This is a genomic window from Oceanidesulfovibrio marinus (assembly GCF_013085545.1).
Classification (GTDB): domain Bacteria; phylum Desulfobacterota; class Desulfovibrionia; order Desulfovibrionales; family Desulfovibrionaceae; genus Oceanidesulfovibrio; species Oceanidesulfovibrio marinus.
On sequence record NZ_CP039543.1, the window covers coordinates 846,997 to 872,412 of the forward strand.

Here is a 25,416-nt window from a genome sequence, read left to right on the forward strand (position 1 = left end):
GACGGCGGGTGCGCGAGTATCCGCCGTTTTCATTCCAAGGGGTCAGAACCGGATACCGTAGCGGGCCAGCCGGGCCGCCGTGCGCGCGTAGCATTTGTTCTGCCACCACATGATCGCGGCGAATATGGCGATGACCAGAATCATCATCCCGGTCATGGCGATTCCGCCCACGCGTATCTCCCGCGCATCGGCCTGGCAGGCGTCGGTGTAGCCGGGCTGCAGAACGCCCAAGGCTGGCGCGGCCGGATCGTACGCCACGGTCACGCTACCGCCGGCAGGGTACTGCGCCGCCTCTTCCCGGGCCGTCTGGAGCGAGCGCGTGGGCGCGTAGCAGAAGCGGATGATGCTGCCGGTATAGGTGTCGCCGGCTACGGTATACTGGTACGTCACCTCCGCCGCATAGGCTGTGACCTTGGAGCGCCCCCGGCTCACCTTCCGCTTCTCCACGCCAGAGCTTTGGACCACACCGGGAACCGAGGGCCAGTGCGCGCTTTGCTCGGCCAGTCGCAGGTTTTCCCGGACGGTCTCCATCCTCATGGTGCTTTGCACATAGAACAGCACGCCGATGCCAACGAGCAGAGCCAGCACGAGCAACAGCACACGGTTCAAGGAGCGCCGGCCCTGCTCGCGCTGCTCCGCTGTGGTCAGCGTGCCCCAGAAGATCTGCTTTCCGCCGTCCAAGGCAAGCCTGGACTCGCGGTCCGCAGCGTCGTGGTAGACAAGCACCTCACGCGGTTTGCGGCCGAGGTATTTCTGTCCACTGGTGGTGATGCAGGCGAGCCCCCACGGCGGCGAGTCCTGGGCCGTATCCTGCTTCCGCAACTCCACAATGTGCCCCTGCATCAGGCTTACGCCTGTGGGCTGCATGACCATGGCCTCTGGTTGGGTGGAAAGCATCAGCGTGCTGGTGCTGTGAATGCGCCGGATGACGGTCTTCATGACAAGCCGGTCCAGCACAAGAAAGAGCACAGACATGAGGGGCAGGGTGATGGCCGCCGCAATGAGCAGAACACGCCCTGGATGGATGATGTACAGAACAGCAAACACCACAGCCAGAAGCACGACGGTGCTGAACAACATCCAGCGCGAAACGGTGATGACGCGCATCACGGGCTTGAGCCTGGGATGCAGCGCATGACGGCCTGTGTCCATGATCATCCTCGTATGCATGCCGGTCAGGAGTGGCGGGCCTTTTTGTTGAGGACCATATAGTCGAGGCCTCGGAAAGGCCAGAGGCGGATCACCTGCATTTCCTGGCTTGTAACATGCAAGAAAAGCTGTGTATTTATCCAGACAGTCCGGAAGCAATACAGCACATATCCTGAAACCGCCATACTCGAAGGACGCCGCGACCATGAGCAAGACATCCCGCACAGACCAGAAGCGCTGGTCCGCAAAGCGTATCCTCCAGTTCGCCGTCTTTCTCGGCATCGTGATTTTTGTCCTCGACTTCGCGCTCATGGAGATCTACACGCGAGCAACAGGCACGACCATCGACCTGGACGCGCTCACGGGCAGGACGAAAATGGATGCGCCCATGGCGCAGTGGGCGTACCTCGACGCCTTTTGCGCATATCGGGCCAAGCCCGGACAGTATGATGACGGCAAGACCGTCGACTCCTACGGCTTCATTTCCACGCCGGAGATTGCGACCCAAAAACCGAACGGCGTGGTGCGCATCGTTTTTCTGGGCGGCTCCTCCACGGCCGGAACCGGCCATAACCTGAAGGACGAGGAGACATGGCCTTGGCAGACCGTGGAAAAGCTGCGCGCCGATGGCCTGCATGTTGATTTTATCAACGGCGCCCTGGGCGGCTACACATCCTTCGAGTCTTACGGCCGGTTGTGGAGCAGAATCCGCCACTTCTCCCCGGACATCGTGGTGGTGTACCACGGCTGGAACGAGCTCTATTACTTCGACGAGGTAGACGACATTGCCTCGTGGCGCACCCTGCCGGACGGCTCCTGGTCATTCAAGACCGAGCACGTGGTCCAGATGTACAAACCGTGGCGGATCGACCCGTTCATCAAGTGGTCCCAATGGCTGACACGGCTCCGGCTGCGTTTCTCCACGCGCGCCATGGGGGAGGCCGGGCAGGGTGTTAAAGAATCCAAGTCCAAGGAGCTGGCCAACGATTTCGATCCGCGCGGGCTGGAGATATGGCGCACCAACCTGGAGCTGCTGGCCGGTGCGTGTCGGATCATGGGCGCGCAGCTTCTGGTGGCCAAGCAGGCCACGCTCTTTGTGCCGAACCTTTCGCTGGAGCAGCAGAAACGCTGTCAATTCGAGTTCCACGGCATGGACCTCGGCGCCCATGTGCGGGCTTTTCAGGGGATATACCGGGTGATCGACGAGGAGACGCCGGCGGCGGATATTATGGATGTCACCGCGCTTTCCGGCGTGCCGGAGAACTTCTATGACCACATTCATCCCACACCGCTGGGGGCGAGTCGCATTGCCGATGTGATGTACGGACGGTTGGCGCCCATCGTGCGAGAGATGGAGGAGGGAGCAGGGCAGTAGGGAACGCCGGGCTCCGGGTTAAAGCTCGGTCGAGACGTTTTCCCAAAGAAAAAGGGACCGAGCCTGAGCTCGATCCCTGGAATTTCTGGTAGCGAGGGAGGGACTTGAACCCCCGACACTGCGGATATGAGCCGCATGCTCTCACCGACTGAGCTACCTCGCCATTTTTGGTTCGCGGGCCGGACGAATTGCGCGTGCGCGAAACCTGCCACGTCCTGCGAAGCATGGGTAGATAGCACCACTGCCCATGCTTGGCAAGGGGATTTTTTTCTATTCCGGCCAGAAAATCAGCACAAGCGGCGCGAGTACCAGCCGGTACACGGCGAATGGACGCAGGGTCATGCGCTGCAACAGCTGGATAAAGCCCTTCACCGCGATCCACGCTGCAAAGAACGAGACCACGAAGCCGACGGTTAGATGGATAAGGTCGTTGGCGCTGAACAGGCTAATGTTCTCGGCCATGTCCAGGGTCGTGGCCGCCACCATGATCGGCACGGCGGCGATGAAGGAGTACTCGGCTGCAAGCTTGCGGTCCGCGCCCAGGATCATGCCGCCCATGATGGTGGCGGCGGAGCGGGAGAAGCCGGGCCACAACGCCAGGCACTGGAACATGCCGATGCCCAGGGCCAGGGCCGGGGTCATGTCGTCCAGGCTGTGGTAGCGGCTGTTGCGGGGCCTGGCTTCCACCACGAGGATGGCCGCCGCACCCACGGCCAGGGCCCAGGCCACAGTCTGCGGGCCGAAGAGGTACGTCTTGATGACGTCCTTGGTCAGCAGCCCGACCACCGAGGCGGGAATGGAGGTGAGCACCAGAAAGCCGATGCCGCGCATGCCGGCAAAGCATTTTTCGTCACGCGGAGCCGGGTGCAGCAGGTCCAGAAAACGCCGGCGGTAGATGACCACCACGGCGAGGATGGCGCCGAGCTGGATGACCACCTCGAAGGTAGCGGCCTTGGCGCCGGTGAACCCGATCAGGTGGCCGACGAGGATGAGGTGGCCCGTGGACGAGACCGGCAGGAACTCGGTGAGGCCTTCGACGATTCCGAGAATGACGGCGGAGAGCAGAAATGGCATGGGATGTCCTGGTTCACGCTACGCGGGATTGCGCTGTATGGCAGACCCAGCTACACGAAGCTGATATGCGTTGCAAGGAGTTCATTGCGCCCTGTTTTGGCAACCATCCGGAACAATACGATTTTGTTACAATCGCCCGAAAAGGAGGCGTCACATGGCCGTCATAGATCCCAGCCTGCCGCACGTGCGCAAAGCCGTGTCCTATGTGGACGAGAAGCTCAAGGGAGCAGGCGTGGACGCGAGCGACCGCGAAACCCTGCGCCGCGTCTGCGAGGAGGCGGCCGTCCTGTACAGCCTGGGCCCCCAGGAGAGCGTGTTTCTCGAAGAGTTTTTCAGCAAGAAGGACTAAGCCAGGAACATATAGAAAAACAGGGAGGGGGCGAACCTCCTCCCTGTTTTTTCAATACATATGGAATTGGTCCAGGGCGCATTGCTCCCTGGCGGGGAGTCCAAGGGGCAGCGCCCCTCGGAGCATTCAGTAAAGACAGTAGACGCTACTTCTCCCGCTCAAAGGGCCAGGCCATAACGCCGCCTTCCATGACCTTGATGTTGGTCCAGCCGTGGGCGGCCAGGATGCGCTCCGCCTCGTAGCCGCGCATGGAGACTTTGCACCAGCAGAGGATTTCGGCGTCCTTGTCCTGGGGCAGCTCGTTCAGCCGGTTACGCAGGTTGCCCAGGGGGATGAGGATCTCGCCAATGCCAATGCGGATCTCCTCCCACTCGTCGGGCGAGCGCACATCGAGCATGAACGGCTTCGGCTCCTTCTTGGACGCCTCCAGCACGTAGTTGCAGTTCACGCCGTGGAACAGGCCGCGGAGCTTGTTCTCGGCCACGTGCGCCGTGGTCAGGAAATGGTCCAGCGCCAGAGAGAAGGGCGGGGCGTACGGCAGGTCCAGATTCACCAGGTCCGAAAGCTTGGCTCCCAGGTTCACGGCCGTGGCGGCCTCGGCCACCTGGCGGTTCACGTCGCCCGCGCCGATGCACTGGAAGCCGAGCACGCGTTCGGTCTCGCGCTCGATCACCATCTTGGAGATCACCAGCTTGCCGCCCATGAAGCCGGGCTTGTCCGGGCCGGCGTTGGTGGCGGTCAGCACATCGTAGCCGGCGGCCCGGGCCATGCGCTCCGACAGGCCGGTGGAGCCCGCGGAGAGGTTGAACACCTTGCAGATGCCGCTGAGCACCACGCCGGGGAAAGTGGCTGTATCGCCGATGGCCGCATTCTCGCCGGCCACGCGGCCCTCCAGGTTGGCGACGTCGCCGAACGGCGCCAGGCACTTCTTTCCGGTGATGCGGTTCACCTTTTCCGTGCAGTCGCCGGCCGCGTAGATGCTCGGGTCGGACGTCTTCATGTGCGCATCCACCTGGATGCCGCCGGTCTCGCCGATGGTAAGGCCGGCGTTGCGGGCCAGCTCCGTGTTGGGGGAGACGCCGATGGAGACCACGACGAGGTCGCAGGGAATCTCCCGGCCGTCCTTGAGCCGGACGCCGGTAACGGCGCCGTTCTCGCCCAGGTACTCGCTCACTCCGTTCTCTTCGATCACGTCCACCGTGTTGGCGCGGACGTGGTTTTCAACAACCAGGGCCAGCTCCCAGTCCAGGAACATGAGGATCTGCGGCAGCAGCTCCACCACGGTCACCTCCAGGCCGATGTGCTGCAGCGCCTCGGAGGTCTCGATGCCGATGAGGCCGCCGCCAATGATGACGGCGCGTTTGATCTCGGGATTGCCGCGCACGGAGGCCAGAAAGTCCGCATCCTTCATGGCGTGCAGGGGGGTGATGCCCTTGAGATCCGATCCGGGAAGGGGCGGCATGCGCGGGTTGGCGCCGGTGCAGAGGATGAGGGAGTCGTACTCGATCTCCTGGGTGGAGCCATCGCGGAGATTCTTTGCCACGATCTTCTTTGCCGCACGATCGATGGACTCGACCTCAGTCTCCACGTAGGCGTGCACGCCCTTGGCCCCCTCGAAAAAGGTCGGGTTGCGGACAACGCCGGTGGGCGTGCTGAGGAGCTGATCACGCTTGGCCACCTCACCCTTGATGAAATAGGGATAGGCGCACGAGGCCATGGAAAGCTCCGGCGCTCTCTGGATAAGCACAACCTCGGCGTCCTGGTTCATGCGTTTGGCCCGGGAGGCGGCTTTCGGGCCGGCTGCGGAGCCTCCGACTACAACAATGCGTTTCGAAGCCATGTGAACTCCTTTCGATACACAGCGCCAGCGTGCGCTTGTTTGAGATATGATCCGCAAAGGGTATAGGCGTACTTTATTTTTCCGAAGATTGCACTGCCAATTGTTATTTTGGAGCAAACGTGTGTGGAATATTACAGTGCGCTACGACCATAGCGACGGGCATTCGGAACGAGTCGCATGCCCACGTGCAGGGAATGGTAGGGAAGACAGTCCCTTATCATTGAAGAAAAGACCGGAATCGACGCCTGCGGCAGGCGTAAAGAAATGTCCGGTCGTGCTGTCGGACCTGTGGTTCGTGCTTGAAAACTGTCGGGATCAGGCGTCTTCCGCCTGCTCTTGCTCATCGTTAGCCGTGGCGTCATGGATGGCTTCCCACAACTCGTCCACGCCCTCGCCCGTGAAGCTGGAGAAGAACAGGGGCGGGACATTGCCCAGCAGCAGGCCCCAGGACTTGCGCACGCGGGCGCGTTCCCGCTGCTTGCACTTGTCCGCTTTTGTCAGTACCGGCAGTATGGGCAGCTTCTGGGAGCGGCAGTACTCCACCAGCTCGATGTCGATGCGCTGGGGCTCCAGCCGGGAGTCCAGCAGAATCACCACGCCGCGCAGCTCCGGCGTCTTGGTCAGGTAGGTCTGCGTCAGCTTTGCCCACTTGGCCCGCTCCGACTTGGAGCAGCGCGCATAGCCGTAGCCAGGCAGGTCCACCAGGAAGAAGTCGCCGGGCTCCACGCGGTAGAAGTTGATGGAGCGCGTCTTGCCGGGCGTGGCGCTGACCTTGGCAATGGGCTTGCGCCTGCCGGCCAGGGTGTTGATGAGCGAGGACTTGCCCACGTTGGAGCGTCCGGCCAGGGCGACCTGGGGAACATCCTTGTGCGCGAGCTGACCTTCGGTGTAGGCCGTGGTTTCCAGGATAAGGGTAGGGGGCATGCTTCCTCTCATTTTTGCCATATGTACCTGAAAAGAAATATCTTGACAAATTCTAGACTCTGGGACCACAAAGACAGATGCTAATTTGGACCCAGTGGTACGACCAGTTCATTATCCTTTGACAGCATCGGACTACCGGGGGTACTCGTGTCCACGCCTCGTTTCGACTTCCTCATACTCAACGGCCCCAACCTTGGCCACCTGGGAAAGCGCCAGCCTGAAATTTACGGCGCAACCGGTCTGGACGCCGTGCCCGGCCAGGTCCAAACCCTTATGGGCGACGCCGCCGGCGACATCCAGCTGGACTTTTTCCAGGCCAACTCCGAAGGCGCGCTCATCGACCGCCTGGAGCAAGCGTACGAGGCCAGGACTGACGGCGTTGTCTTCAACGCCGGGGCCTACACCCACACGTCCCTTGCTCTGGCCGACTGCCTGGCCTGGGTCAAGCTGCCGTGTGTGGAGGTCCATATCTCCAACATCTGGGCGCGAAGCGAGCCGCTGCGGCATCAGAGCTACATCGGCCGCCACGCCGTGGGCGTGATAGCCGGCTTCGGCATCATGAGCTACGCCCTGGCGGTGCAGGCGCTTTACCACCACATCAACAACGCCTGAGGAGGGCGCACCATGTATTCGACGAAAGATTTCAAAGGCGGACTCAAGATTGAATGGGACGGCACGCCCTACGAGATCGTGGAAGCCAGCCACTACAAGCCCGGCAAGGGCGGCGCCTTTGTGCGCACCAAGCTGCGCAACATGCTCACCGGCGGCATTGTGGAGAACAACTTCCGCTCCGGCGAGAAGGTTGGCAAGCCGGACATGGAAACCCGCGCCATGCAGTACCTCTATAAGGACGGCGACGACTACGTCTTCATGGACATGAGCTCCTACGAGCAGGTCCACATCAATCCGGACCAGGCCGGGGACAAGGGCGGCTACCTCAAGGACGGCCAGGAGGCCAAGGTCCTGTTTTACAACGGCCAGCCCCTGGATCTGGAAATTCCCGTGTCCACCGTGCTGGAAGTGGTCGAGACCGAGCCCGGCGTGAAGGGCGACACGGTGTCCAGCACGTTCAAGCCGGCAACCATGGAGACCGGCCTCACCATCCAGGTGCCGCTCTTCATCAACATTGGCGACCGCATCAAAATCGACACCCGGAGCGGGAGCTACCTCGGCCGGGAGGGGTCTGCCTAAAATGCCCCGGGCGGCAACGCCGGATATGCAGGCTACTTCATCACGACACAACGGACTCGGCCGGGACATTCTCGGTCTCGCCTGCACCTTCCTTGCGTGCTTCCTGCTGCTGGGGATCGTCACCTACCATCCGCACGACCCGAGCTTCTCCCAGGTCGTCTCGCCAGGCGCAAAGGTGCACAATGGCGCGGGGCTTGCCGGCGCATACATAGCCGGCATCCTCGTGGATCTTTTTGGTGTGGCGACCTACGTGTTCCCGGTGGTGTTCATTGTCCTGGCGCTCAAAAATTTCATCCATCGGTTGAAGTTTCCCTGGTGGCGCTGGGTAGGCCTTGCTGTCTTCGCGCTAGCTGTTGCGGAACTTTCCTCTACTGCTCTGGCCGGAATAACCATAGGCAAGATCACGGGCGGCGGCTTTTTCGGCCAGCTCCTTGGTGAGTGGATGAGCTACGTGCTCGGCCCGTGGGGTGCGCGCATCCTTGCCGTGGTGGGATTTTTTGCCGCAGTGCAGCTTTTGGCCGGAAACATCTGGGCGCCGCTTTTTGCGCCGCTCACGACCTCGGTGGGCGATTTCTTCTCCAAGTACCAGGAACGCAGCAAGCGCAAGGAGCGGTTGAAGAAGCTCCTCAAGACTCTGGAGAAGGAAGGCGGCGATCCTACGCCCGAAGAGATCGAGGCGCGCCTGGCCCGGTTGGAGCAAGAGGAGCAGGACGAGATTGCCGGCGCCGAGTCATACATTGGGCCTGACGCTGACCAGGACGACGATGACGAGCCGCATCCTTATATACAGGAGCAGGGTGAGTCCGAACCGGAGTCGTGGGACAACGGCGCGGATGACGACGAGCCCATGGACCTTGGCGTGGCCGAGCCGGCCGATGACCAGCCGGACATCATCAGCGGCGACGAGCTGGATGAAGAAAATTACGACGAGGACTATGACGAGGATGACCCCATCTTCGCCCTGGAGCGGCTGCGCCGTAGCACCCGTCCGGAGGTGGAGGTTGAGCCGGGGGTGCAGGAAGTCGAAGTGCCCTGGGAGCCGGAGCCCGCTCCCCAGCCCAAGGCTGCTCCCGCGCCTGAGCCGGTGCCAGAGCCAATGCCAAAGCAGGACGCCGGAGACGTGCCGGTCAGCAAGCCGCGCGCATCCACGGGCGAGGGCCGCGACGTGGTCATGGAAGGGCAGATAGACCCCGAGGCCGACCTGGTCCGCGAAAAACCGCTCAGCGAGCGGAAGCTCAAGAAGCTCATCCTGCCGCCCAAGGACATCCTCGCCTCGGTGGAAGGCGACACCAAGTCCACGCCCACGGAGGAGCTGCGCCGGCAGGCCCAGGCGCTGCACACCACGCTGCAAGATTTCGGCGTGCAGGGCGAGGTCTCCGCCGTACGGCCCGGCCCTGTAGTCACGCTGTTCGAGTACAAGCCGGCCCCGGGCGTGAAGATATCCAAGATAGCGAACCTCACGGACGACCTGGCCCTGGCGCTCAAGGCCATGGCCATCCGCATCGAGGCGCCCATCCCAGGCAAGGACTCGGTAGGCATCGAGATTCCCAGCAAGTACCGCCAGACGGTCCACTACCGCGAGGTTCTGGAGTCCGGCGCGTACGCCAAATCAGAGTCGCTGCTCACCCTGGTCCTGGGCAAGGACATCGAGGGCGAACCCTGCGTGGCCGACCTGGCCAAGATGCCGCACCTTCTGGTGGCCGGCGCCACGGGCACTGGTAAGTCGGTCTGCCTCAACGCGCTTTTGCTCTCCATGCTCTTCAAGGCCAAGCCCAGCGAAGTGAAGATGCTCCTGGTGGACCCCAAGCGCATCGAGCTCGCGGTCTATGCCGACCTGCCGCACCTCATCCATCCCGTGGTCACGGAGATGAGCCACGCCAAGAACGCCCTGGAGTGGGCCGTGCACGAGATGGACCAGCGCTATCAGGCCATGGCCAAGCTCGCCGTACGCAACATCTCTGGATACAACGCAAAGCTCAAAACGCTTACGCAGGAGCAGCGCATCGCCCTGGACAACCCGGAACCCATTCCCTACCTCGTCATCGTCATCGATGAGCTCGCGGACCTCATGCTTATAGCGGCCAAGGAAGTGGAGATGTCCATTGTCCGGCTGGCGCAGCTGGCTCGCGCAGCGGGCATCCATATGATCCTGGCCACCCAGCGGCCCAGCGTGGACGTGGTCACCGGCCTGATCAAGGCTAACTTCCCCTGCCGCATCTCGTTCCAGGTGACGTCCAAACACGACTCCCGGACCATCCTCGACACGGTGGGCTCGGAGCATCTGCTGGGCAAAGGCGATATGCTCTTCAAGCCGGGCGGAGGGAAATTACAAAGAATTCATGGCGCTTTTGTAAGCGACGAGGACGTGGCATCCGTTGTAGGGTTCTGGAAGAGTCAAGAAAAGCCGTCCTACTCCATGGACTTCTCAAGCTGGTCATCCGAAGGCGGCGAGGAGGGCGGCGGCGAGATCGGCCCCGGCGAGATGGACTCCGACCAGAAGTATCTGGACGCCGTGGACTTTGTGACCAGCCAGGGCAAGGCGTCCATATCGCTGCTGCAACGCCGTTTCCGCATCGGCTTCAACAAGGCGGCCCGCTACATCGAGCAGATGGAGGTGGACGGCATTGTGGGACCGGCGGACGGCTCCAAACCGCGACCCGTGCTGCGCGGACGCGGCGAATAACCCAAAGAGATGGTGCGAACCGTGAAACATCTCACGCTGATATTTTTTTGTCTTCTGTGTTTCACGCTAGGTGCGACGCAGGTTCATGCGCAAACGACAGTTATAGGCGACCCCAACCCGGAGCTTATGAAGACGCTCCAGAAGCGGTATGAAACACTGGACGGCTTCCGCGCCGATTTCACGCAGATTCTCGTGAACACCTCCAGCGGCGATACGCAGGAGCGCACCGGCGTCATCGCTTTCAAAAAGCCGGACCTTATCCGCTGGGAAACCGTGGCGCCCGAGAAGGAGCTGCTCATGGTGGGGCAGGACTTCGTCTGGGACTATTACCCGGAGGAAGGGACGCTCTATAAGTATGATGTGGAGGAGCTGCTGAACTCCAAGACCATGCTCCGCTTCATCTCCGGCAAGGCCAGCCTGGAAGAGGACTTCTTCGTGACCCAGATCGCCGATCCGGAGGCGCAGGACCTGGTGAAGCTCGACCTCGTGCCCAAGATGCCGGAGCCGGGGCTCGTGCAGGCGTTCGTCTGGGTAGAGCCCAAGGAAGCGCTCTTCAAAAAGATAACCCTCCTCGATTTCTACGGCAACGAGAACACGGTGATCTTCGACAAGCTGGAGCTCGACCCCACGTTCAAGAAGGACGAGTTCCAGTTCACTCCGCCGCCGGACGCAGAAGTTTTCGACAATACAGGCGCGCCCCAGGGAGCTCCGCTTCCGCAGGAGACGCCGCTCACCCAGTAGAGGCGCAGAAGGTCATGACGCAGGATCTTCGCTGTTCCCTTCGTGCGCATCGGACGTGGAGCCTCGGTCTAGCCGGGCTTCTCGTTGTCCTGGCCCTGTGGTTGGCGATGCCGGCCTTGGCTCAGACGGCGGCATCCGCCCAACCAGCTTCCTCCGGAACGGCGCAGGCCGACCCGACAGGCGCCGCGCTGCTCGATCGTATGGTCGTGGCGTATGAGTCGGCCGAGCGGCTCAGCGCTGATTTTTTCGTGGAATCCTGCGTGCTCACGGAGAATACCATCAAGGGACATGTGGACCTGGAGCGACCGCGCCGCCTGCGCGTGGAGTTCGGAACTCCGCCGCAAAAGGTGTACATGGCGGGCGGCGAAGGGCAATTCGAGTACTTTCCGAATGAAGGCAAGGCGTACCGTTATCGCGACGATACGTCGTTTCGTCCAGCGCAGGCGTACGAGATTTTCCTGGGCATGCGGCGCTATCTGGCCTACCTGCGGCCCACCGCGCGGGAGGAGCTGGGCAACGGCTTGGCTCGTGTCCGCCTGGTTACTGCGGATTCCTTGCCGTACGTCACCGAAGTTCTGTTCGACATCGAGGAAGAGAGCGGCTGGCTGCGCCGCGCCGTGGTCAAGGACGCCGACGGCGCGCGGCTCGCGGTTATCGAGCTGGAGGGCTATCGCCGCGGAGCGCAATGGCCCGACGGCTACTTCGAGCCCCCGAGCGATGCGCGCATCTACACGCCCATGGTTGAGCGCGATTTTCTCAACTCGGATCGCTGAGATTACTTCAGCGATTCCGGAACAATGATGGAGCCGTCCTCCGCAATGGGGAAGAACGGGTTCCAGCACACCTCCCACAGATGGCCGTCCGGATCGGCGAAGTATCCGGAGTACCCGCCCCAGAATACCTCCTGCGCGGGCTTGACCACCGTGCCGCCCGCGGCCTTGGCCTGGGCAAGCACGCGGTCCGCCTCCTCACGCTCGCGAACATTGTAGGCCAGGGTGATGCCGGAAAATCCGCTGCCTTCGGCCGGCACCTGTGCATCCTCGGCCAGAAGGTCTCGCGGGTACAGCGCCAAGGCAATGCCCTTGAGCTGGTAGAAGACAATGTGCTCATCGCTGCATCCGGCAGGGGCGAAGCCCATGGCCGCATAGAACTTCGAGGCGCGCTCCAGAGACTCGACCCCCAGGCTCACCATGCTGAGTCGTTGCTCCATTTTCAGCTCCGAAAATGCGATTTTTAATTAAAGCAATTGTTGATAAAATATCCTGCAGCGCTTGCCTATCAATCCTTGCCAGGCTTTGCCAATCCAGAATCGCGGAGCAGGGCGGTGGTCTCATTCTCGCGTAGCAGCCGGCATTCGCCCGGCCGCAGGCTGCCCAGCTTCAGCGGCCCCTGACCGATGCGGACAAGGCGTTTCACTTCAAGGCCCACGTCGCGGCACATGCGCCTGATTTGGCGGTTCAAGCCCTGGATGAGCACCATTTCCAGCAGCGTGGAATCTCCGCCGTTCCTTGCTCCTTTAATTATTTCAACCCCGACCGGAGCCACCTTGTCCCCCTCGGCCAGGGTCATCCCGGCGCGGAAGGTCTGGAGCTGTTTCTCGCTCACAGGGCCAGCCACGCTCACCCGATACGTTTTTGGCAGATGATGGCTCGGATGGGTCAGCCGGTGCGTCAGCTCGCCATTGTTGGTGAGCAGGATCAGCCCTTCGGAATCGTAGTCCAGCCGGCCCACAGGATAGAGCCGTGTATCCGCGTGCGCTGCCGGTACGAGATCCAGGACCGTACGGCGGCCCTGAGGATCGCTGGCCGTGGAGACATACTTTCTGGGCTTGTTGCACAGGAGGTAGGTGAAGGTCGTCCGTTGGCCCAACGGCAGAGCCACAGCGCGGCCTTCCACCGTGACCTCGTCATTTGCCGAAACCTGCATTCCGGGTTCTGCCGGCTGGCCGTTGACCAGTACGGTGCCGGAAGCGATCAGCTCATCCGCCGCGCGGCGAGAGCACACGCCGGCCGCGGCAAGGGCCTTGTTGATGCGCATGGAGGAGGGCAGCTCACCCTCGGTAGGACGTAAAGCTTTACTTGACTGGATCGCCGGCGATTCCTTTTCTGTAATGCGTTTGGCAGATACTCCATTGTCCGACGAAGGAGACCGCCGGCGCTGCGGTCCTTTGCGCCCGTTCCTTGCGGAGGGTGGCTGCTGTTTAGGTCTTCTGGCCACGTTACGGCTGGAGGACTTTGGTTGCCAGCTGCAGGGAGGTGACGACGTCGAGCATGTTGGTAGTCTCGCCGACGGCCTTCTGGTCGAGCAGGTCGAAGTGGTCGAGGCATGTGCCGCACACCAGGATCTGGGCGCCGTCGCTTTCCAGTGCGGCGAGCTTTTCCAGACACGGGTTGCCCTTTGTGGCCATGCGTACGCCGCCATTTACTATGACGATTCGCCAGAGGGTCTCGCCCAGCTCCGGCAAAGTGGACAGGAAGTTGAGCATGAGCTTTCCGCCAAGCTCGTCATCGCCGCGGCCGATGGTGTCCGCCGTGAGGAAAACGACAATGCGCTGGGTAGCTTCCTCCAGCTCCTGTGTGGACATGACCTCGCAGCCGCACGGCTCGTTGGCCACGCCGCCACTGCCTTCGCGGGAGGCAAGAATACGGAAGAGGCCGTCTTCCTCGGTAACCTCCACCGCGTACCCTTGATTCTGCAAGTACCGGCTGACGTTCTGCCGCGCGGCATCGTTGTCCACGACGACTTCCATGGAGTCCGGGCTCTCGTCCTCGATACATCGCTTACAGCGCAGCACTGGCTGCGGGCAGGCCAAACCTTTGCAATCAAGTGTCGTATTCATGAATACCTCGCATAGATATATGGTGGATGTATCCAGCCACTTTGCCACCATGCCCCAAAAAAGCAACAGCATCAAAAGGGCGGGAGGATGAGCATGGGGGGCGGGCAGATCCAGATGCGCGGGAATAGAGCAGGTGGGGATAGCTCCGGGAAAGTACTTCTGGGGTTAACTGTGCAAGTACAGTAATAGTGTATACACAGGCTCGTCAAATGTGACCTTTATTCACGATTAGCGACCGCAGTGACCGATCGACTCCCTAGGACGATGCTCGCTCGGGCCAAGAACAGCCGTCGTTTTTTGGAAGAAATATTAAACAATTCAAGTTAGTAATGACTTTTGCGAGATCCATACTATGAATACACAAAGGCACTGGGGTTGAGAGGCAGAAAGTTTTTCGCTCAGAGGAATAGCAAGCGTCAATGGGTAGTACGTATATATTGAACTAACGGCACACACCTCGCTGGCGCGTATGGAATAAGTGGATTACTTGGTATACGTTAAAACCGTACGAAACGAGGCTGCTACAAAGGTAAAGACTACCGACCTTTGGAATCTTTCCTCGATCAGCGTTTGACCAGAATCGAGGCCGGTCATCCCGGCTGTCTATCGTGAAGTTCTCAATATGCTGTTGACGTTGTGGCTTGATGGCGTGGACAGCCAGGAGCTTGCTCACGCAGAGCTCTCCGAACAAGTCGGAATGGAAAGAATCGAATATGACTTCTAAGACTCAGCGTCGCGCCGCAGTATGATCTGGCCATGCTTGTGGACGAGATGGTAATCATCGTCTTGGTGGATAATCTTCGAGACTGGCGACATTAATGGCAGATGATATTTTACGGCAAATCATTGCTTGGTGTATCTGATGGGCACGAGCATGTTCAGAGTGCTGGGCGCTTCCGAGCCGGACACCAAGTTTGGCTCTCACACTGCGTGTTTGTTTATGTCTCATAATGTAAATTATGTTAACTTTAGTATGTGAGAGATTGCTCTCCTCAAGTTTTCGCCGTGTCGAGCCGTCTCGTTTAAAAAAGCCTGCGCCATGATCAATCTATCGTGATCTGTCCATTCCGGCCTTCTCTGGGCAAAATACGAAGCCGAATTTTTCTCAATATTCCGGGCCTTACACCGATCGCTCGTTCCAGGCGCATTTCTGAGCCTGGCTCAGTCGTGTTCGAGACTTCTCAGATAGGCGCAGAACATGTCGGCCATGGCGTCGGCGTAGGTTTCGATCTCTTCGGGAGATCGAGGGCTTTCCGAAAAGTTTTTACCGCCCGAGCTGAGCGTCGCTGTGATCAGGTCGGCCGCTAGCGCGCGGGTCGCATCCGAGGCCGTGGGCAACGCCTCCCGCATGAAGACCATGACGATGTCGTCTTCGGATGCTCTCGCTTCCTTCGCCTCAGGCGCATCACGATAGTACGGCGCCGCATCATTAAGCGCCACGCGCATCTCGGCTTCCTCGCATTCCGAGCGAATGAAATCGTGCACCAAGGCGCGCAGCCGTTCAAGCGGCGGTCTCCGGTCATCCTCCAGGATGCTGCGCAGCAACGCGGTCGTTTGCCGCCATTCGTCGCTCTGGAGTCGAAACAGGATCGCTGCCTTGTTCGGAAAATATTGATACAGCGACCCGACGCTGACCCCGGCCTTTTCGGCCACCCGCGCCGTGGTGAAACGCTGTATCCCTTCCTTGGCTAAAACCTGAACCGCAGCCTCCAAGATGACGGAGACAAGCTCCGTAGAACGAGCTTGCTTTGGCTGTTTTCGTAAAGAAATATCACTAGTTGGATGGTCAGTCATACGCGATGTCCCCAATGCGAATTGTGAATCTGAATAATCAGTCGTATTTTTAAGCCGACCTGAAAAAGGAGTCAACTTTTTAAACCGGAGGCTTAAATGACCACCCTGACTACCACCCCCCTTGCTCCGTTGCTGGAAAGTTTGTTCAAGAGCGCGGAGGAAACTTCCCAGGAGATGATCCTCGCGGCGGCAAACCTCTCCGATGGAGAGCGGGCTCGGCTTATGCGGAGCAAAACCGATTATCAGGACTTTTACGGACGGCTGAAAGACTTTCCCCTCGCCGTCTCGCGAGAGACAGGCACCCTGCTCTACATGCTGGCGCGGAGCTGCGGCGCGCGGTCGATCGTCGAGTTCGGAACCTCATTCGGCATCTCGACTCTGCACCTTGCCGCGGCGTTGCGGGACAATGGCGGCGGACGTCTGATCACCAGCGAGTTCGAGCCGTCCAAAGTGGCGCGGGCAAAAGAAAACCTGACGTCCGGCGGGCTCATCGACCTGGTGGATATCCGCGAAGGCGATGCGTTGCAAACATTGAGCGTCGACCTTCCGGAATCGATCGACCTGCTCCTTCTCGATGGCGCCAAAGCGCTCTACTCCGAGGTTCTGAGCCTGGTGGAGAGCCGTCTCAGGCCGGGGGCGCTCATCATCGCCGACGATGCAGACTACAGTCCCGACTACCTGGCGCGTGTGAACTCGCCAACAGGAGGCTACCTGTCCACACCGTTCGCCGAAGACATCGAGCTGTCCATGCGGCTCTAAACCAAGTCATCTGTACGGAATCTTGGAGCTTGCGTGATGGAAGCCGTTCCTGGAGATTTACTCGCTAAGGCTGGACATCCGGAAAGGCTTCGGCCACCCTCAGCATGTCCTCGAAATGCGCGGCGAGGCAAAAGCCGCAAGCCTTGCCGCGCGCGCAAGAATATCCCAGGCGCGGCTTCATCATGTATGAAGGATAGACATCCATGGTCGGACTCTGGTTCTTGTACTGGCTTATCCTCGTCCCCATCGCCATCGCCAATGGTGCTGCTCGCGAGCTGACCTTCGGCAAAGGGCTACCGGAGCTGCGGGCGCATCAGCTTTCCACGCTCACTGGCACGATCCTGTTCGCTGTCTATTACTGGATTCTCAGCTTTTTCTGGCAGATATCAAGCTATTCCGAGGCCTTTGCCATCGGATTGTTCTGGCTCGCGCTGACCGTGCTCTTTGAGTTCGTGTTCGGCCACTATGTGCTGAAACACCCCTGGTCGCGGCTTCTGGCCGATTACGACCTTGCCAGGGGCCGGCTGTGGGTGCTTGTCCTGATCTGGACCTTCCTGGGCCCTGCCATGGTGCGTGGTTTCTCGCTCCTTGAATAATCGGCCGCGCGAAACCGTGTCTCGTTTCATCATGAAAAAGGCCGCCGGCGTGACAAACCGGCGGCCTTTTCGTGCAATGGCTTTCGGGTCCTGGCAGCCTCAACCGCCGGACCATGGATTCGCTGCCGCGACAGATGGCAGCTTTGCGATTCTTCAGGCGTTTTCTTTCTGCGCGCTGGCCGTTTGGGACTCGGTCTGCGCGGAATGGCCCTGGTCCAGGCGTTTGATGTACTTGTCCCGACACTCGAAGCTGCAGAAACGGTGCACCTTGTCTCCTTCACGCACGCGGATGTCGCTGTCCACAGAGACGTAGGCGCCGCAGACCGGGTCCTGGACCATCTCGCCGCGGGAAGCGCTCTTGACCTGTTCCTTGACCTTGGTGTCCTTCTTTTTCTTCTGGTCGTTCGCAAACATGCGATACAGCAGGAACGCCGCGCCGATTATGATGACGAATTTCAGCATCTCGCCTCCTTTTTATTGGCGGATGACATCATTATGGACACGATACTGCAATCCGGCAAGGGCTTCGCTCAAGCGAGTGCCGTCCGGCAGCACCAGCTCCGGCGCAATGTCCAGAAGCGGCACCAGCACAAACGCCCTGTCGCGCATGCGCGGATGCGGCAGCGTGAGCCGCGGCGTCTGCATGCGCACCTGGTCGAACAGCAGCAAGTCCAGGTCAAGGGCGCGCGGTCCGAATCGGATCTCCCACGAGCGATCGCGGCCCAGCTCCATCTCCACGGCCTGCAGCACATTCAACACGTCTTCAGGCGTCGTCGTTGCGTTATCAACCGGCCGGAACGCGGCCACCTGGTTCAGGAACCATGGCTGGGCGCGCACGTGTTGCGGCTCGGTCCGGTACATGCGCGAGGCGCGTTCGAGCGTCAAACCGCCGCGCTGGGCAATACGCTTCAGCGCGGCGGCGATGGTCGCTTCGGGCGGGCCTGCTGGCCCGGCTATGTTGGCGCCCAGGGCGACGTAGATCACAGTGTTTTGATCCGCTCCACCGCCTCCATGAGGCGCGGGGTGTCAATGGTCAGGGAGATGCGGAACCAGCCTTCGCCGGGCTCGCCGAAGCCGTTGCCAGGGGTGAGCACAACGCCCTTTTCCTGGATCACGCGGCTGACGAACTCGGCCGACGAGCCGTAGCCCTTGGGCACCTTGGCCCAGATATAGAAGGTGGCCTTCGGCTCCACATACTCGATACCGGCCTCCTTGAGCGCGGCCAGCACGGCGTCGCGGCGCTCGCGGTACACGGCGCGGAACTTCTCGGTGTAGGGCGCGCCCTGCTGCAAGGCCACGATGCCAGCCTGCTGCACGGCCTCGAAGGCGCCGGAGTCCACGTTCTCCTTGACCTTGCCCAGGCCCTTCACCAGCGTGGCGTTGCCTACGGCCATGCCCAGGCGCCAGCCGGTCATGTTGAAGGTCTTGGACAGGGAGTGGAATTCGATGGCCACGTCCTTGGCGCCGGGAATCTCCAGCACGGACATGGGCTTGTCGGCTTCGTCGTAGTACACCTCGGTGTACGCGGCGTCCTGCATCAGGATCACCTCGTATTTGCGGCACAGGCCAACGAGCTTCTCGAAGAACTCGCGCGGCGCAACAGCCGAGGTTGGGTTGTTCGGATAGTTCACGTAGATCATCTTGGCGCGGCGCCAGGTCTCCTCGCTCACCTTGTCGAGATCCGGGAGGAAGTTGTTTTCCTCGTACAGCGGCAGGAACTCCACTTCGCCGCCCAGGAAACCGGCCGCCACAGGCGGCACCGGGTAGTTGGGCGTGCACACCAGGGTCAGATCGCCGGGATTGATAAATGCCAGTGGGAAGTGCGCGATGCCTTCCTTGGAGCCGATCAGGGTGATGATCTCGGTCTTGGGGTCGAGATCTTCCACGCCGAAGCGTGTTTTGTACCATTCGGCCACGGCCTCGCGGAACGCGAGCAGGCCGACATACGAGGGATAGCGATGGAAGCGCGGGTTGCGCGCCGCCTCGCACATGGCGTCGATGATGAAATCGGGCGTGGGCAAGTCGTTGTCGCCAATGCCCAGGCTGATGATGTCCACGCCGCGCGCCGCGACCTCGGCCTTGATCCGGTCGATCTCGGCGAAGAGATACGGCGGCAGCGTCTCAATCCGCTTGGCAAACTTGAAATTCGACATGTTCACTTTCCTTGTCTGGATTGCGCGGATTCTGCAAAATCGCGCGGATTGTCAGGTTCTGATAGACGGTAACGTTCTGGATACGCACCCCTGGGAATGCTGTCCAATATAATGATGGGCAGCCATCCATACTGGAATGCTATGGATGACGTCGCCGCACAGACGTCATTGTCTACAACCGCGGATTTTCCTAGAATAGGTTTTTTAGAACTGTCAACATCGTGCCCGAGCCTCCATGCCCCAACCCCCTGCCCCTGAATCCCCAAGCGACGCCGTCTCTTCCCCGCTGCTGGACCGCTACCTGGAGCACCTGCTCGTGGAAAAAGGACTGGCCGAGCGCACGCTGGAATCCTACACCCACGACCTCGGCACCTTCCTCGCCTTCCTGCAGGAGCGCGGCTCCAGCCTGGAGGATGTGGATGAGGACTCCCTGCTCTACTATATTGTCCGCGAACGCGCGCGGGGCATGAACTCGCGCTCCATGGCGCGGCGATTGTCCTCGCTCCGGGGCTTTTTCAGCTACCTCTTCGACGAGCAGCTTCTGCCCGCCAACCCGGCCGAGAACCTGGAAAACCCCAAGCTCACGCGCAACCTGCCCAACGTGCTCAGCATCGAGGAGATCAGCGCCCTGCTCGGCGCTTGCGACCTCTCCACCAAGCTCGGCTTTCGCGACCGCACCATGCTTGAGCTCCTTTACGCCGCCGGTCTGCGCGTCTCGGAGCTCATCTCCCTGCGGCCCCTGGACTATGATCCCCAGGCCGGTCTCGTCAAAGTCTGGGGCAAGGGCAGCAAGGAGCGGATCGTCCCCATACACGACATTGCGCAGGATTTCCTCAACGAGTACTTGAAGTCCTGGCGCAGCTCCTTTTCCCCGGTGGAAGACGCCGCCTTCCTCAACCGCTCGGGCAAGGGGCTCTCCCGCGTGGCCATCTGGAAGATCATTCGCAAGTACGCGGCCCAGGTTGGCATCACCAAGGATATCTCGCCGCACACCTTCCGCCACACCTTCGCCACCCATCTCCTGGAAGGCGGCGCCGACCTCCGTACCGTGCAGATCCTCCTGGGCCACGCCGATATCAGCGCCACCGAGATCTACACCCACGTCCAGGCCCACCGCCTGGCCGCCATCCATCGCGCCCATCACCCGCGGAGCCAGTGATGCAGTGATCGTATAAAGAAAGCCTCCGGCGGCTGGGGGAACAGTTATACTGCCCCCAGACCCCCAGAAAGGGGGCCTTTGCCCCTGGCGGGTGCCCGAGGGCAGAGCCCTCGGAAATGCCCCCTGTTGATTAATATTCTCCATACCAACTGATTGCCCAAAGCGACGCGAGCAGGTACCTATCCCTCTTATGTCCAAGAAGAAAAAGAAGGAGCGCATCAAGGCGTCCGTTGTGATAACCGCGCATGTCAACGCAGACTTTGATTGTCTGGCGGCGATGATCGCTGCGAGCAAGCTGTACGAGGGCGCGGCCCTGGCCTTTCCCGGCAGTCAGGAGAAGAACCTGCGCAACTTCTTCATCCAGTCGGCTACGTATCTGTTCAACTTCCAGAACCCGCGGGACATCGACCCGGACAGCGTGGAGACGCTGGTGGTGGTGGACACGCGGCAGCGGTCACGGCTGGCGCACGTGGAGCCGATTCTGGAGCGCGCGGACAAGGGCGAGGTCAAAGTGCACGTCTGGGACCACCATCCGGACTCCAGCGAGGAAGGCGAGGACATCGCCTATGACGACGGCGCCGTGGTGTTCTGGGGATCGGCCACGGCCATTCTGGTGGACCGGATCGAGAAGCGCGGCATCCGCCTCACCGAGGACGAGGCCACGATGATGGCCCTGGGCATTTACGAGGATACGGGCTCGTTCACCTTCGCCTCCACCACAGAGCACGACTTTCTGGCCGGGGCGTATCTGAAGAGCCAGGGCATGGACCTGAACGTGGTGACGGACATTCTGCACCGCGATCTTACGGCCGAGCAGATTTCCATCCTCAATGACCTGCTGGAATCGGCAGTGACGCACGAGATCAACGGCGTGCCCGTGGTGGTGGCCGAGGTCGCCATTGACGAGTTCATGGGCGACTTCGCCTTGCTCGCGCACAAGCTGCTGGAAATGGAGAATATCCGCGTGCTTTTCGCCCTGGGCATGATGCGCGACCGCGTCCACGTGGTGGCGCGCAGCCGTACTCCGGATGTGGACGTGAGCGTGATCTGCAAGTCTCTGGGCGGCGGCGGGCACGAGTTCGCGGCCTCGGCCACGGTGAAGGACCGCACCCTCACCCAGGTCAAGGACGAGCTCTTCGCCCTGCTCTACTCGCACATCAACCCACAGCGCCTGGTGCGCGACCTGATGACCTCGCCGGTCATCTCCATCCACGAGGACGAGCCCATCGACGCGGCCGTGGAGATCATGACGCGGTATGGCCTCAAGGCCTTGCCTGTGTTGGCACGGGAGAACGACTCCTGCGCCGGCATCCTGGACCACGCCACCGCGGACAAGGCCAAGGCCCACGGCCTGGGCCAGGTGACCGTGGACGCCTACATGGCCCGCGACTGCCAGGTCATCAACCCGGCCAGCGACCTTTACCCGGTCATGGAGATCATTGTGGGCATGGGCCAGCGGCTGTGCCCGGTGGTGGAGGACGGCATGGTGGTCGGCGTGGTCACGCGTACGGACCTCATCAACCACCTTATCGAGGAGCCGGCGCGCATTCCCGAGACCCTGCTGCCGGAACGGCGGTCCAGGGAGCGCAGCATCCGCTCGCTGATGCGCGAACGGCTGTCCGAGCACCGGCTGCAATTGCTGGAGGAAGCCGGCCGCCTGGCCGAGTCCATGAACCATCAGGTATTTGCCGTGGGCGGGTTCGTGCGCGATCTTCTGCTGCGGCGCGACGTGCTGGACATGGACCTCGTGGTGGAGGGTGACGGCATCGCCTTTGCCCGGGCCCTGGCCAAAAAGCTGGGGGGACGCGTGCGCGCGCACAAGAAGTTCCGCACGGCGGTCATCGTGTACACGCCGCCAGGGGAAGGCGAGAACGGCCTGCCGCCGGAAGAGCAGAAGGTGGACGTGGCCACGGCGCGTCTGGAGTACTACGAGTACCCGGCCGCCCTGCCCACGGTGGAGCTTTCGTCCATCAAGATGGACCTCTTTCGCCGGGACTTCACCATCAACGCCCTGGCCGTGCAGCTCAACCCGGAAGACTTTGGCCGGCTCGTGGACTTCTTCGGCGCGCAGCGCGACATCAAGGAACGCGTCATCCGCGTGCTGCATTCGCTGTCCTTTGTGGAGGACCCCACGCGTATCCTCCGCGCCATCCGCTTCGAGCAGCGCTTCCACTTCCGCATCGGCAAGCAGACCACCCGACTCATCAAGAACGCCATCCAGCTCAAGCTCGTGGACCGGCTCTCGGGCGCGCGGCTCTTCAACGAGCTCAAACTCATGCTGCGGGAAAAGGACTTCCTGCTGGATCTGTTGCGCATGGAGGAGTTCGACGTGCTCAAGGCCATCTACCCGGCCTTCAGCATGAACCAGCGCGTGGAGAAGCTGCTGCGCGAGATCGAAAAGGTCCTCAACTGGTACGCCCTGCTGTACGAGCCCACGGCCCCGCGGCAGTGGCTCCTGGTGCTCATGGGGCTCACGGAGCGCTTTCCGGACGAGGACGCCCGCGGCGTAGCCACCAGACTGGCCATTCCTCCCAGGGAACGGCGGGAGTTCCTGAACCTCCGCTCGCTGTGCGTCGAGACTCTCGATCGGCTCAACACCTGGAAGTATGCGGACGGCTCCCGCAGCGGCCTCTACTTTATCCTGGAGTCATTGCCCCTGGAGGGCATCCTGTTCATCATGGCGCGCACTGGGGACGAGGATCTGCGCAAGCACATCTCCCTGCATCTGACCAAGCTCTCCCACGAAGCGCTGGAGATCACCGGCGAAGACCTCATCGCCATGGGCCTGCAGCCCGGCCCGGATTTTGGCAAGATTCTGCGTGAGGTTCTGGCCGCCAAGCTGGATGGCCAGGCGCCCACCCTGTTGGCCGAGCTTGGCTATGCCGAGCGTCTGGTGCGGGAGATGCGCCGTGGCGGGGGCTCCGGCAAAAAGCGAGTGCAGTGATTCCCGTCCGGAATCCGGGGTGGACGACTCCACGTCCGCGCTGTTAGACCTGCTCCCCGAAAAATGGCGGAGGAAGCGGGGATGAGGATATGCGACATCACCCTCTGACCGGCCCTGTCCCTGATTCCGCTTGTTTTGCCGCGTCCATGGAACATGCAGGACGCGAGGAGTCTTTTTCATGAAGTTCACACGGCGTACCCGCGAACGAGTCCACAGAAAGCTCACGCTGCCGCCGCGCACCCGAGTGCGCCGCATTCTGGTGCAGCAATGGCTCATCCTTATCGGATCGGCTCTGGCCGCCCTGGGCTACTCGCTCTTTCAGGTGCCTTTCAACCTCGCCGCCGGAGGCGTCTCCGGCCTGGCGATCATCGTCAACAAGTACACGGCTCTTCCACCCGGCACGCTGTACCTCGTTCTCAACATCCCTCTGTTGGTGCTGGGGTTCTACAAGCTCGGACGCTGGCGGTTCCTGTTTTCCACCATCCTGGCCGTTGTGGCCTTCTCGTTCCTGACGGACATCTTCGGCCACGTCCTGCCCGAGGTGCTCAGGCGCTTCCCGGTCACGGACGACGCCCTGCTCTCGGCCATATACGCTGGCATTCTCTACGGCGTGGGCATGGGCCTGGTCTTCCGCAACGGCGGCACCGTGGGCGGCACCTCCATCCCGGCGCGGCTGGTGCACAACGCCACCGGCTTTCCCATGTCCCAGGCGTACCTGTACACGGACCTCTCGGTAATCATCGCCGCGGGCGTGGTCTTTACCTGGGAGTCCGCGCTGCTGGCCTTTCTCACGCTGGTGCTCTCTGGAATCATCTCGGACTTCACTCTGGAAGGCACATCCCAGGTGCGCACGGCCATGATTATTACCGACCAGCCAGAGCCCCTGACCTATGCGCTGATGACGGAGCTTCGGCGCGGCGTATCCTTCTGGGATATCACGGGTGGCTATACCCAGCAGTCGCACACCATGATCTACTGTACGGTGCTGCGCTCGCGGGTGTATGACCTCAAGTATATCGTGGCCAAGATCGATCCCAAGGCGTTCATGGTCATCGGCGTTGCACAGCAGGCGTTCGGCGGGCTCAACTTCCGCAAGCTCAAGACAGAAGAATAAGAACCTGTTGAAAAAGTCCACTGCGGCAGGCTGTTCGATAATCATGCTGGCAAGGCGCAAGAAAAGTTCAAGGCTGACGCGTACAAAAGATATGCGAGGGGTTGAACTTCCACAGCAACGCAATCAGCAGGATATTTTCTACAGCTGGTGCGGTTCGTGTTTTCTACCTTGCCCTTGCTGGCCTTTATCCGTAGATTGCCCCACAGTCGGAGTGGCCTGGAGCAATGGAGCGCAGTGACATGAAGACCATACGCATATCGTGCATCGGCTCCGGCGATGCGCTGCCGGGCAGCCCGCAGTACGAGCTCGCGCTGGAAGCGGGTCGCCTGCTGGCCGAGGCTGGCTGGACCGTTGTCTGCGGCGGCCTGCGCGGCGTGATGGAGGCCGTGTGCAAGGGCGCCAAGAAAGCAGGCGGTAGCACCGTGGGCATACTGCCCACCTCCGATCCGGCCGACGCCAACGACTGGGTGGATACGCCGGTGGCCACGGGCCTGGGCCCCATGCGCAACTATCTTGTGATACTCAACGGCGATGCAGTGCTGGCCTTTGAAGGCGGCGCCGGAACCCGCTCGGAATTGGCTTTGTCGCAAAAAACAGGTAAAGAAGTCGTCGCCTTGGCGCGTTTTTCCGGCTTTGACGAGCTGATCTACGCACATAGTCCGGCCGAGGCTGTCATGGAGCTCACTAAAATCGTGGGCGCACGTTGAACGACGAATGTAGCGGAGAACTTTG

Annotated in this window: 24 protein-coding genes and 1 tRNA gene; 13 read left to right on the forward strand and 12 right to left on the reverse strand. The window is 61.2% G+C overall.

The window, feature by feature from the left end:
* Positions 1-42: 42 nt before the first annotated feature.
* A complete protein-coding gene (locus E8L03_RS03735; protein ID WP_171266613.1) occupies positions 43-1,152 on the reverse strand; it encodes a DUF3592 domain-containing protein in 1,110 nt (369 codons plus the stop codon).
* Positions 1,153-1,354: 202 nt separating this feature from the next.
* Here E8L03_RS03735 and E8L03_RS03740 point away from each other — a divergent pair, with 202 nt between their 5' ends.
* A complete protein-coding gene (locus tag E8L03_RS03740) occupies positions 1,355-2,524 on the forward strand; it encodes an SGNH/GDSL hydrolase family protein (protein WP_171266614.1) in 1,170 nt (389 codons plus the stop codon).
* A gap of 86 nt (positions 2,525-2,610) precedes the next feature.
* Here the strand turns inward: E8L03_RS03740 and E8L03_RS03745 are convergent.
* Positions 2,611-2,687, reverse strand: a tRNA-Met gene (locus E8L03_RS03745).
* Between the two features lie 107 nt (positions 2,688-2,794).
* The gene (locus E8L03_RS03750; RefSeq protein WP_171266615.1) at positions 2,795-3,598 is read right to left on the reverse strand and encodes an undecaprenyl-diphosphate phosphatase; all 804 of its coding nucleotides are present in this window, start codon (positions 3,596-3,598) and stop codon (positions 2,795-2,797) included.
* A 154-nt stretch (positions 3,599-3,752) separates the two neighbouring features.
* Here E8L03_RS03750 and E8L03_RS03755 point away from each other — a divergent pair, with 154 nt between their 5' ends.
* Positions 3,753-3,947 (forward strand): hypothetical protein, encoded by a 195-nt coding sequence (locus E8L03_RS03755; RefSeq protein WP_144234541.1) that lies wholly within the window; start codon positions 3,753-3,755, stop codon positions 3,945-3,947.
* Between the two features lie 145 nt (positions 3,948-4,092).
* On the opposite strand, the gene E8L03_RS03760 is transcribed toward E8L03_RS03755, so the two are convergent.
* Together E8L03_RS03760 and yihA are read right to left on the reverse strand one after the other, a co-directional pair.
* A complete protein-coding gene (locus E8L03_RS03760; RefSeq protein ID WP_171266616.1) occupies positions 4,093-5,787 on the reverse strand; it encodes an FAD-dependent oxidoreductase in 1,695 nt (564 codons plus the stop codon).
* A 315-nt stretch (positions 5,788-6,102) separates the two neighbouring features.
* Complete coding sequence (gene yihA / locus E8L03_RS03765) at positions 6,103-6,711, reverse strand: ribosome biogenesis GTP-binding protein YihA/YsxC (RefSeq protein ID WP_171266617.1); 609 nt, start codon at positions 6,709-6,711, stop codon at positions 6,103-6,105.
* A 147-nt stretch (positions 6,712-6,858) separates the two neighbouring features.
* On the opposite strand from yihA, the gene E8L03_RS03770 reads away from it, so the two are divergent.
* From E8L03_RS03770 to E8L03_RS03790, 5 genes are all read left to right on the forward strand, one after another.
* Positions 6,859-7,323 (forward strand): type II 3-dehydroquinate dehydratase, encoded by a 465-nt coding sequence (locus tag E8L03_RS03770; RefSeq protein WP_144234544.1) that lies wholly within the window; start codon positions 6,859-6,861, stop codon positions 7,321-7,323.
* Positions 7,324-7,335: 12 nt separating this feature from the next.
* Entirely contained in the window at positions 7,336-7,902 is a 567-nt protein-coding gene (gene efp / locus E8L03_RS03775) for an elongation factor P (protein ID WP_144234545.1), read from the forward strand.
* A 25-nt stretch (positions 7,903-7,927) separates the two neighbouring features.
* The gene (locus E8L03_RS03780; protein WP_171266618.1) at positions 7,928-10,585 is read left to right on the forward strand and encodes a DNA translocase FtsK; all 2,658 of its coding nucleotides are present in this window, start codon (positions 7,928-7,930) and stop codon (positions 10,583-10,585) included.
* 126 nt (positions 10,586-10,711) lie between these two features.
* Complete coding sequence (gene lolA, locus E8L03_RS03785) at positions 10,712-11,326, forward strand: outer membrane lipoprotein periplasmic chaperone LolA (RefSeq protein WP_167512367.1); 615 nt, start codon at positions 10,712-10,714, stop codon at positions 11,324-11,326.
* A 14-nt stretch (positions 11,327-11,340) separates the two neighbouring features.
* On the forward strand, positions 11,341-12,099 hold the full coding sequence (locus E8L03_RS03790; RefSeq protein ID WP_171266619.1) for a LolA family protein: 759 nt from the start codon (positions 11,341-11,343) through the stop codon (positions 12,097-12,099).
* Positions 12,100-12,101: 2 nt separating this feature from the next.
* Here the strand turns inward: E8L03_RS03790 and E8L03_RS03795 are convergent, their stop codons facing one another.
* From E8L03_RS03795 to E8L03_RS03810, 4 genes are all read right to left on the reverse strand, one after another.
* Positions 12,102-12,536, reverse strand: a complete 435-nt coding sequence (locus tag E8L03_RS03795; RefSeq protein WP_171266620.1) for a VOC family protein — start codon at positions 12,534-12,536, stop codon at positions 12,102-12,104.
* Between the two features lie 68 nt (positions 12,537-12,604).
* Positions 12,605-13,363: a pseudouridine synthase gene (locus E8L03_RS03800; RefSeq protein ID WP_171266621.1), complete on the reverse strand. Its 759-nt coding sequence runs from the start codon at positions 13,361-13,363 to the stop codon at positions 12,605-12,607.
* Positions 13,364-13,544: 181 nt separating this feature from the next.
* Entirely contained in the window at positions 13,545-14,165 is a 621-nt protein-coding gene (yedF, locus tag E8L03_RS03805; RefSeq protein WP_171266622.1) for a sulfurtransferase-like selenium metabolism protein YedF, read from the reverse strand.
* 1,161 nt (positions 14,166-15,326) lie between these two features.
* Positions 15,327-15,959, reverse strand: a complete 633-nt coding sequence (locus tag E8L03_RS03810; RefSeq protein WP_144234550.1) for a TetR/AcrR family transcriptional regulator — start codon at positions 15,957-15,959, stop codon at positions 15,327-15,329.
* A 96-nt stretch (positions 15,960-16,055) separates the two neighbouring features.
* On the opposite strand from E8L03_RS03810, the gene E8L03_RS03815 reads away from it, so the two are divergent.
* The gene (locus E8L03_RS03815) at positions 16,056-16,718 is read left to right on the forward strand and encodes an O-methyltransferase (protein WP_171266623.1); all 663 of its coding nucleotides are present in this window, start codon (positions 16,056-16,058) and stop codon (positions 16,716-16,718) included.
* 203 nt (positions 16,719-16,921) lie between these two features.
* Positions 16,922-17,314: a hypothetical protein gene (locus E8L03_RS03820; RefSeq protein WP_171266624.1), complete on the forward strand. Its 393-nt coding sequence runs from the start codon at positions 16,922-16,924 to the stop codon at positions 17,312-17,314.
* Between the two features lie 153 nt (positions 17,315-17,467).
* On the opposite strand, the gene E8L03_RS03825 is transcribed toward E8L03_RS03820, so the two are convergent.
* Genes E8L03_RS03825 through E8L03_RS03835 form a run of 3 tightly spaced genes read right to left on the reverse strand, consistent with a single transcriptional unit; the run spans position 17,468 to position 19,467 of the window.
* Positions 17,468-17,776: a transcriptional regulator gene (locus E8L03_RS03825; protein ID WP_144234553.1), complete on the reverse strand. Its 309-nt coding sequence runs from the start codon at positions 17,774-17,776 to the stop codon at positions 17,468-17,470.
* Between the two features lie 12 nt (positions 17,777-17,788).
* A complete protein-coding gene (folK, locus tag E8L03_RS03830; protein WP_171266625.1) occupies positions 17,789-18,298 on the reverse strand; it encodes a 2-amino-4-hydroxy-6-hydroxymethyldihydropteridine diphosphokinase in 510 nt (169 codons plus the stop codon).
* Positions 18,295-19,467: a pyridoxal phosphate-dependent aminotransferase gene (locus tag E8L03_RS03835; protein ID WP_144234555.1), complete on the reverse strand. Its 1,173-nt coding sequence runs from the start codon at positions 19,465-19,467 to the stop codon at positions 18,295-18,297. Before E8L03_RS03835 ends, folK begins: the two co-directional genes overlap by 4 nt.
* 235 nt (positions 19,468-19,702) lie before the next feature.
* On the opposite strand from E8L03_RS03835, the gene xerD reads away from it, so the two are divergent.
* From xerD to E8L03_RS03855, 4 genes are all read left to right on the forward strand, one after another.
* Positions 19,703-20,626, forward strand: coding sequence for a site-specific tyrosine recombinase XerD (gene xerD, locus E8L03_RS03840; protein WP_171266626.1), 924 nt, complete (start codon positions 19,703-19,705; stop codon positions 20,624-20,626).
* A 190-nt stretch (positions 20,627-20,816) separates the two neighbouring features.
* Positions 20,817-23,570: a CBS domain-containing protein gene (locus E8L03_RS03845; RefSeq protein ID WP_144234557.1), complete on the forward strand. Its 2,754-nt coding sequence runs from the start codon at positions 20,817-20,819 to the stop codon at positions 23,568-23,570.
* Between the two features lie 178 nt (positions 23,571-23,748).
* Positions 23,749-24,684, forward strand: a complete 936-nt coding sequence (locus tag E8L03_RS03850) for a YitT family protein (protein WP_171266627.1) — start codon at positions 23,749-23,751, stop codon at positions 24,682-24,684.
* A gap of 239 nt (positions 24,685-24,923) precedes the next feature.
* Positions 24,924-25,391, forward strand: a complete 468-nt coding sequence (locus E8L03_RS03855; protein ID WP_171266628.1) for a TIGR00725 family protein — start codon at positions 24,924-24,926, stop codon at positions 25,389-25,391.
* Positions 25,392-25,416 lie beyond the last annotated feature (25 nt).

Bases quoted from the DNA above. Each gene is read 5' to 3' on its own strand.
- E8L03_RS03735 (WP_171266613.1), bottom strand. From the start codon at position 1,152: ATGGACACAGGCCGTCATGCGCTGCATCCCAGGCTCAAGCCCGTGATG.
- E8L03_RS03740 (WP_171266614.1), top strand. From the start codon at position 1,355: ATGAGCAAGACATCCCGCACAGACCAGAAGCGCTGGTCCGCAAAGCGT.
- E8L03_RS03750 (WP_171266615.1), bottom strand. From the start codon at position 3,598: ATGCCATTTCTGCTCTCCGCCGTCATTCTCGGAATCGTCGAAGGCCTC.
- E8L03_RS03755 (WP_144234541.1), top strand. From the start codon at position 3,753: ATGGCCGTCATAGATCCCAGCCTGCCGCACGTGCGCAAAGCCGTGTCC.
- E8L03_RS03760 (WP_171266616.1), bottom strand. From the start codon at position 5,787: ATGGCTTCGAAACGCATTGTTGTAGTCGGAGGCTCCGCAGCCGGCCCG.
- yihA (WP_171266617.1), bottom strand. From the start codon at position 6,711: ATGCCCCCTACCCTTATCCTGGAAACCACGGCCTACACCGAAGGTCAG.
- efp (WP_144234545.1), top strand. From the start codon at position 7,336: ATGTATTCGACGAAAGATTTCAAAGGCGGACTCAAGATTGAATGGGAC.
- E8L03_RS03780 (WP_171266618.1), top strand. From the start codon at position 7,928: ATGCAGGCTACTTCATCACGACACAACGGACTCGGCCGGGACATTCTC.
- lolA (WP_167512367.1), top strand. From the start codon at position 10,712: ATGAAGACGCTCCAGAAGCGGTATGAAACACTGGACGGCTTCCGCGCC.
- E8L03_RS03790 (WP_171266619.1), top strand. From the start codon at position 11,341: ATGACGCAGGATCTTCGCTGTTCCCTTCGTGCGCATCGGACGTGGAGC.
- E8L03_RS03795 (WP_171266620.1), bottom strand. From the start codon at position 12,536: ATGGAGCAACGACTCAGCATGGTGAGCCTGGGGGTCGAGTCTCTGGAG.
- E8L03_RS03800 (WP_171266621.1), bottom strand. From the start codon at position 13,363: ATGCGCATCAACAAGGCCCTTGCCGCGGCCGGCGTGTGCTCTCGCCGC.
- yedF (WP_171266622.1), bottom strand. From the start codon at position 14,165: ATGAATACGACACTTGATTGCAAAGGTTTGGCCTGCCCGCAGCCAGTG.
- E8L03_RS03810 (WP_144234550.1), bottom strand. From the start codon at position 15,959: ATGACTGACCATCCAACTAGTGATATTTCTTTACGAAAACAGCCAAAG.
- E8L03_RS03815 (WP_171266623.1), top strand. From the start codon at position 16,056: ATGACCACCCTGACTACCACCCCCCTTGCTCCGTTGCTGGAAAGTTTG.
- E8L03_RS03820 (WP_171266624.1), top strand. From the start codon at position 16,922: ATGGTCGGACTCTGGTTCTTGTACTGGCTTATCCTCGTCCCCATCGCC.
- E8L03_RS03825 (WP_144234553.1), bottom strand. From the start codon at position 17,776: ATGCTGAAATTCGTCATCATAATCGGCGCGGCGTTCCTGCTGTATCGC.
- E8L03_RS03835 (WP_144234555.1), bottom strand. From the start codon at position 19,467: ATGTCGAATTTCAAGTTTGCCAAGCGGATTGAGACGCTGCCGCCGTAT.
- xerD (WP_171266626.1), top strand. From the start codon at position 19,703: ATGCCCCAACCCCCTGCCCCTGAATCCCCAAGCGACGCCGTCTCTTCC.
- E8L03_RS03845 (WP_144234557.1), top strand. From the start codon at position 20,817: ATGTCCAAGAAGAAAAAGAAGGAGCGCATCAAGGCGTCCGTTGTGATA.
- E8L03_RS03850 (WP_171266627.1), top strand. From the start codon at position 23,749: ATGAAGTTCACACGGCGTACCCGCGAACGAGTCCACAGAAAGCTCACG.
- E8L03_RS03855 (WP_171266628.1), top strand. From the start codon at position 24,924: ATGAAGACCATACGCATATCGTGCATCGGCTCCGGCGATGCGCTGCCG.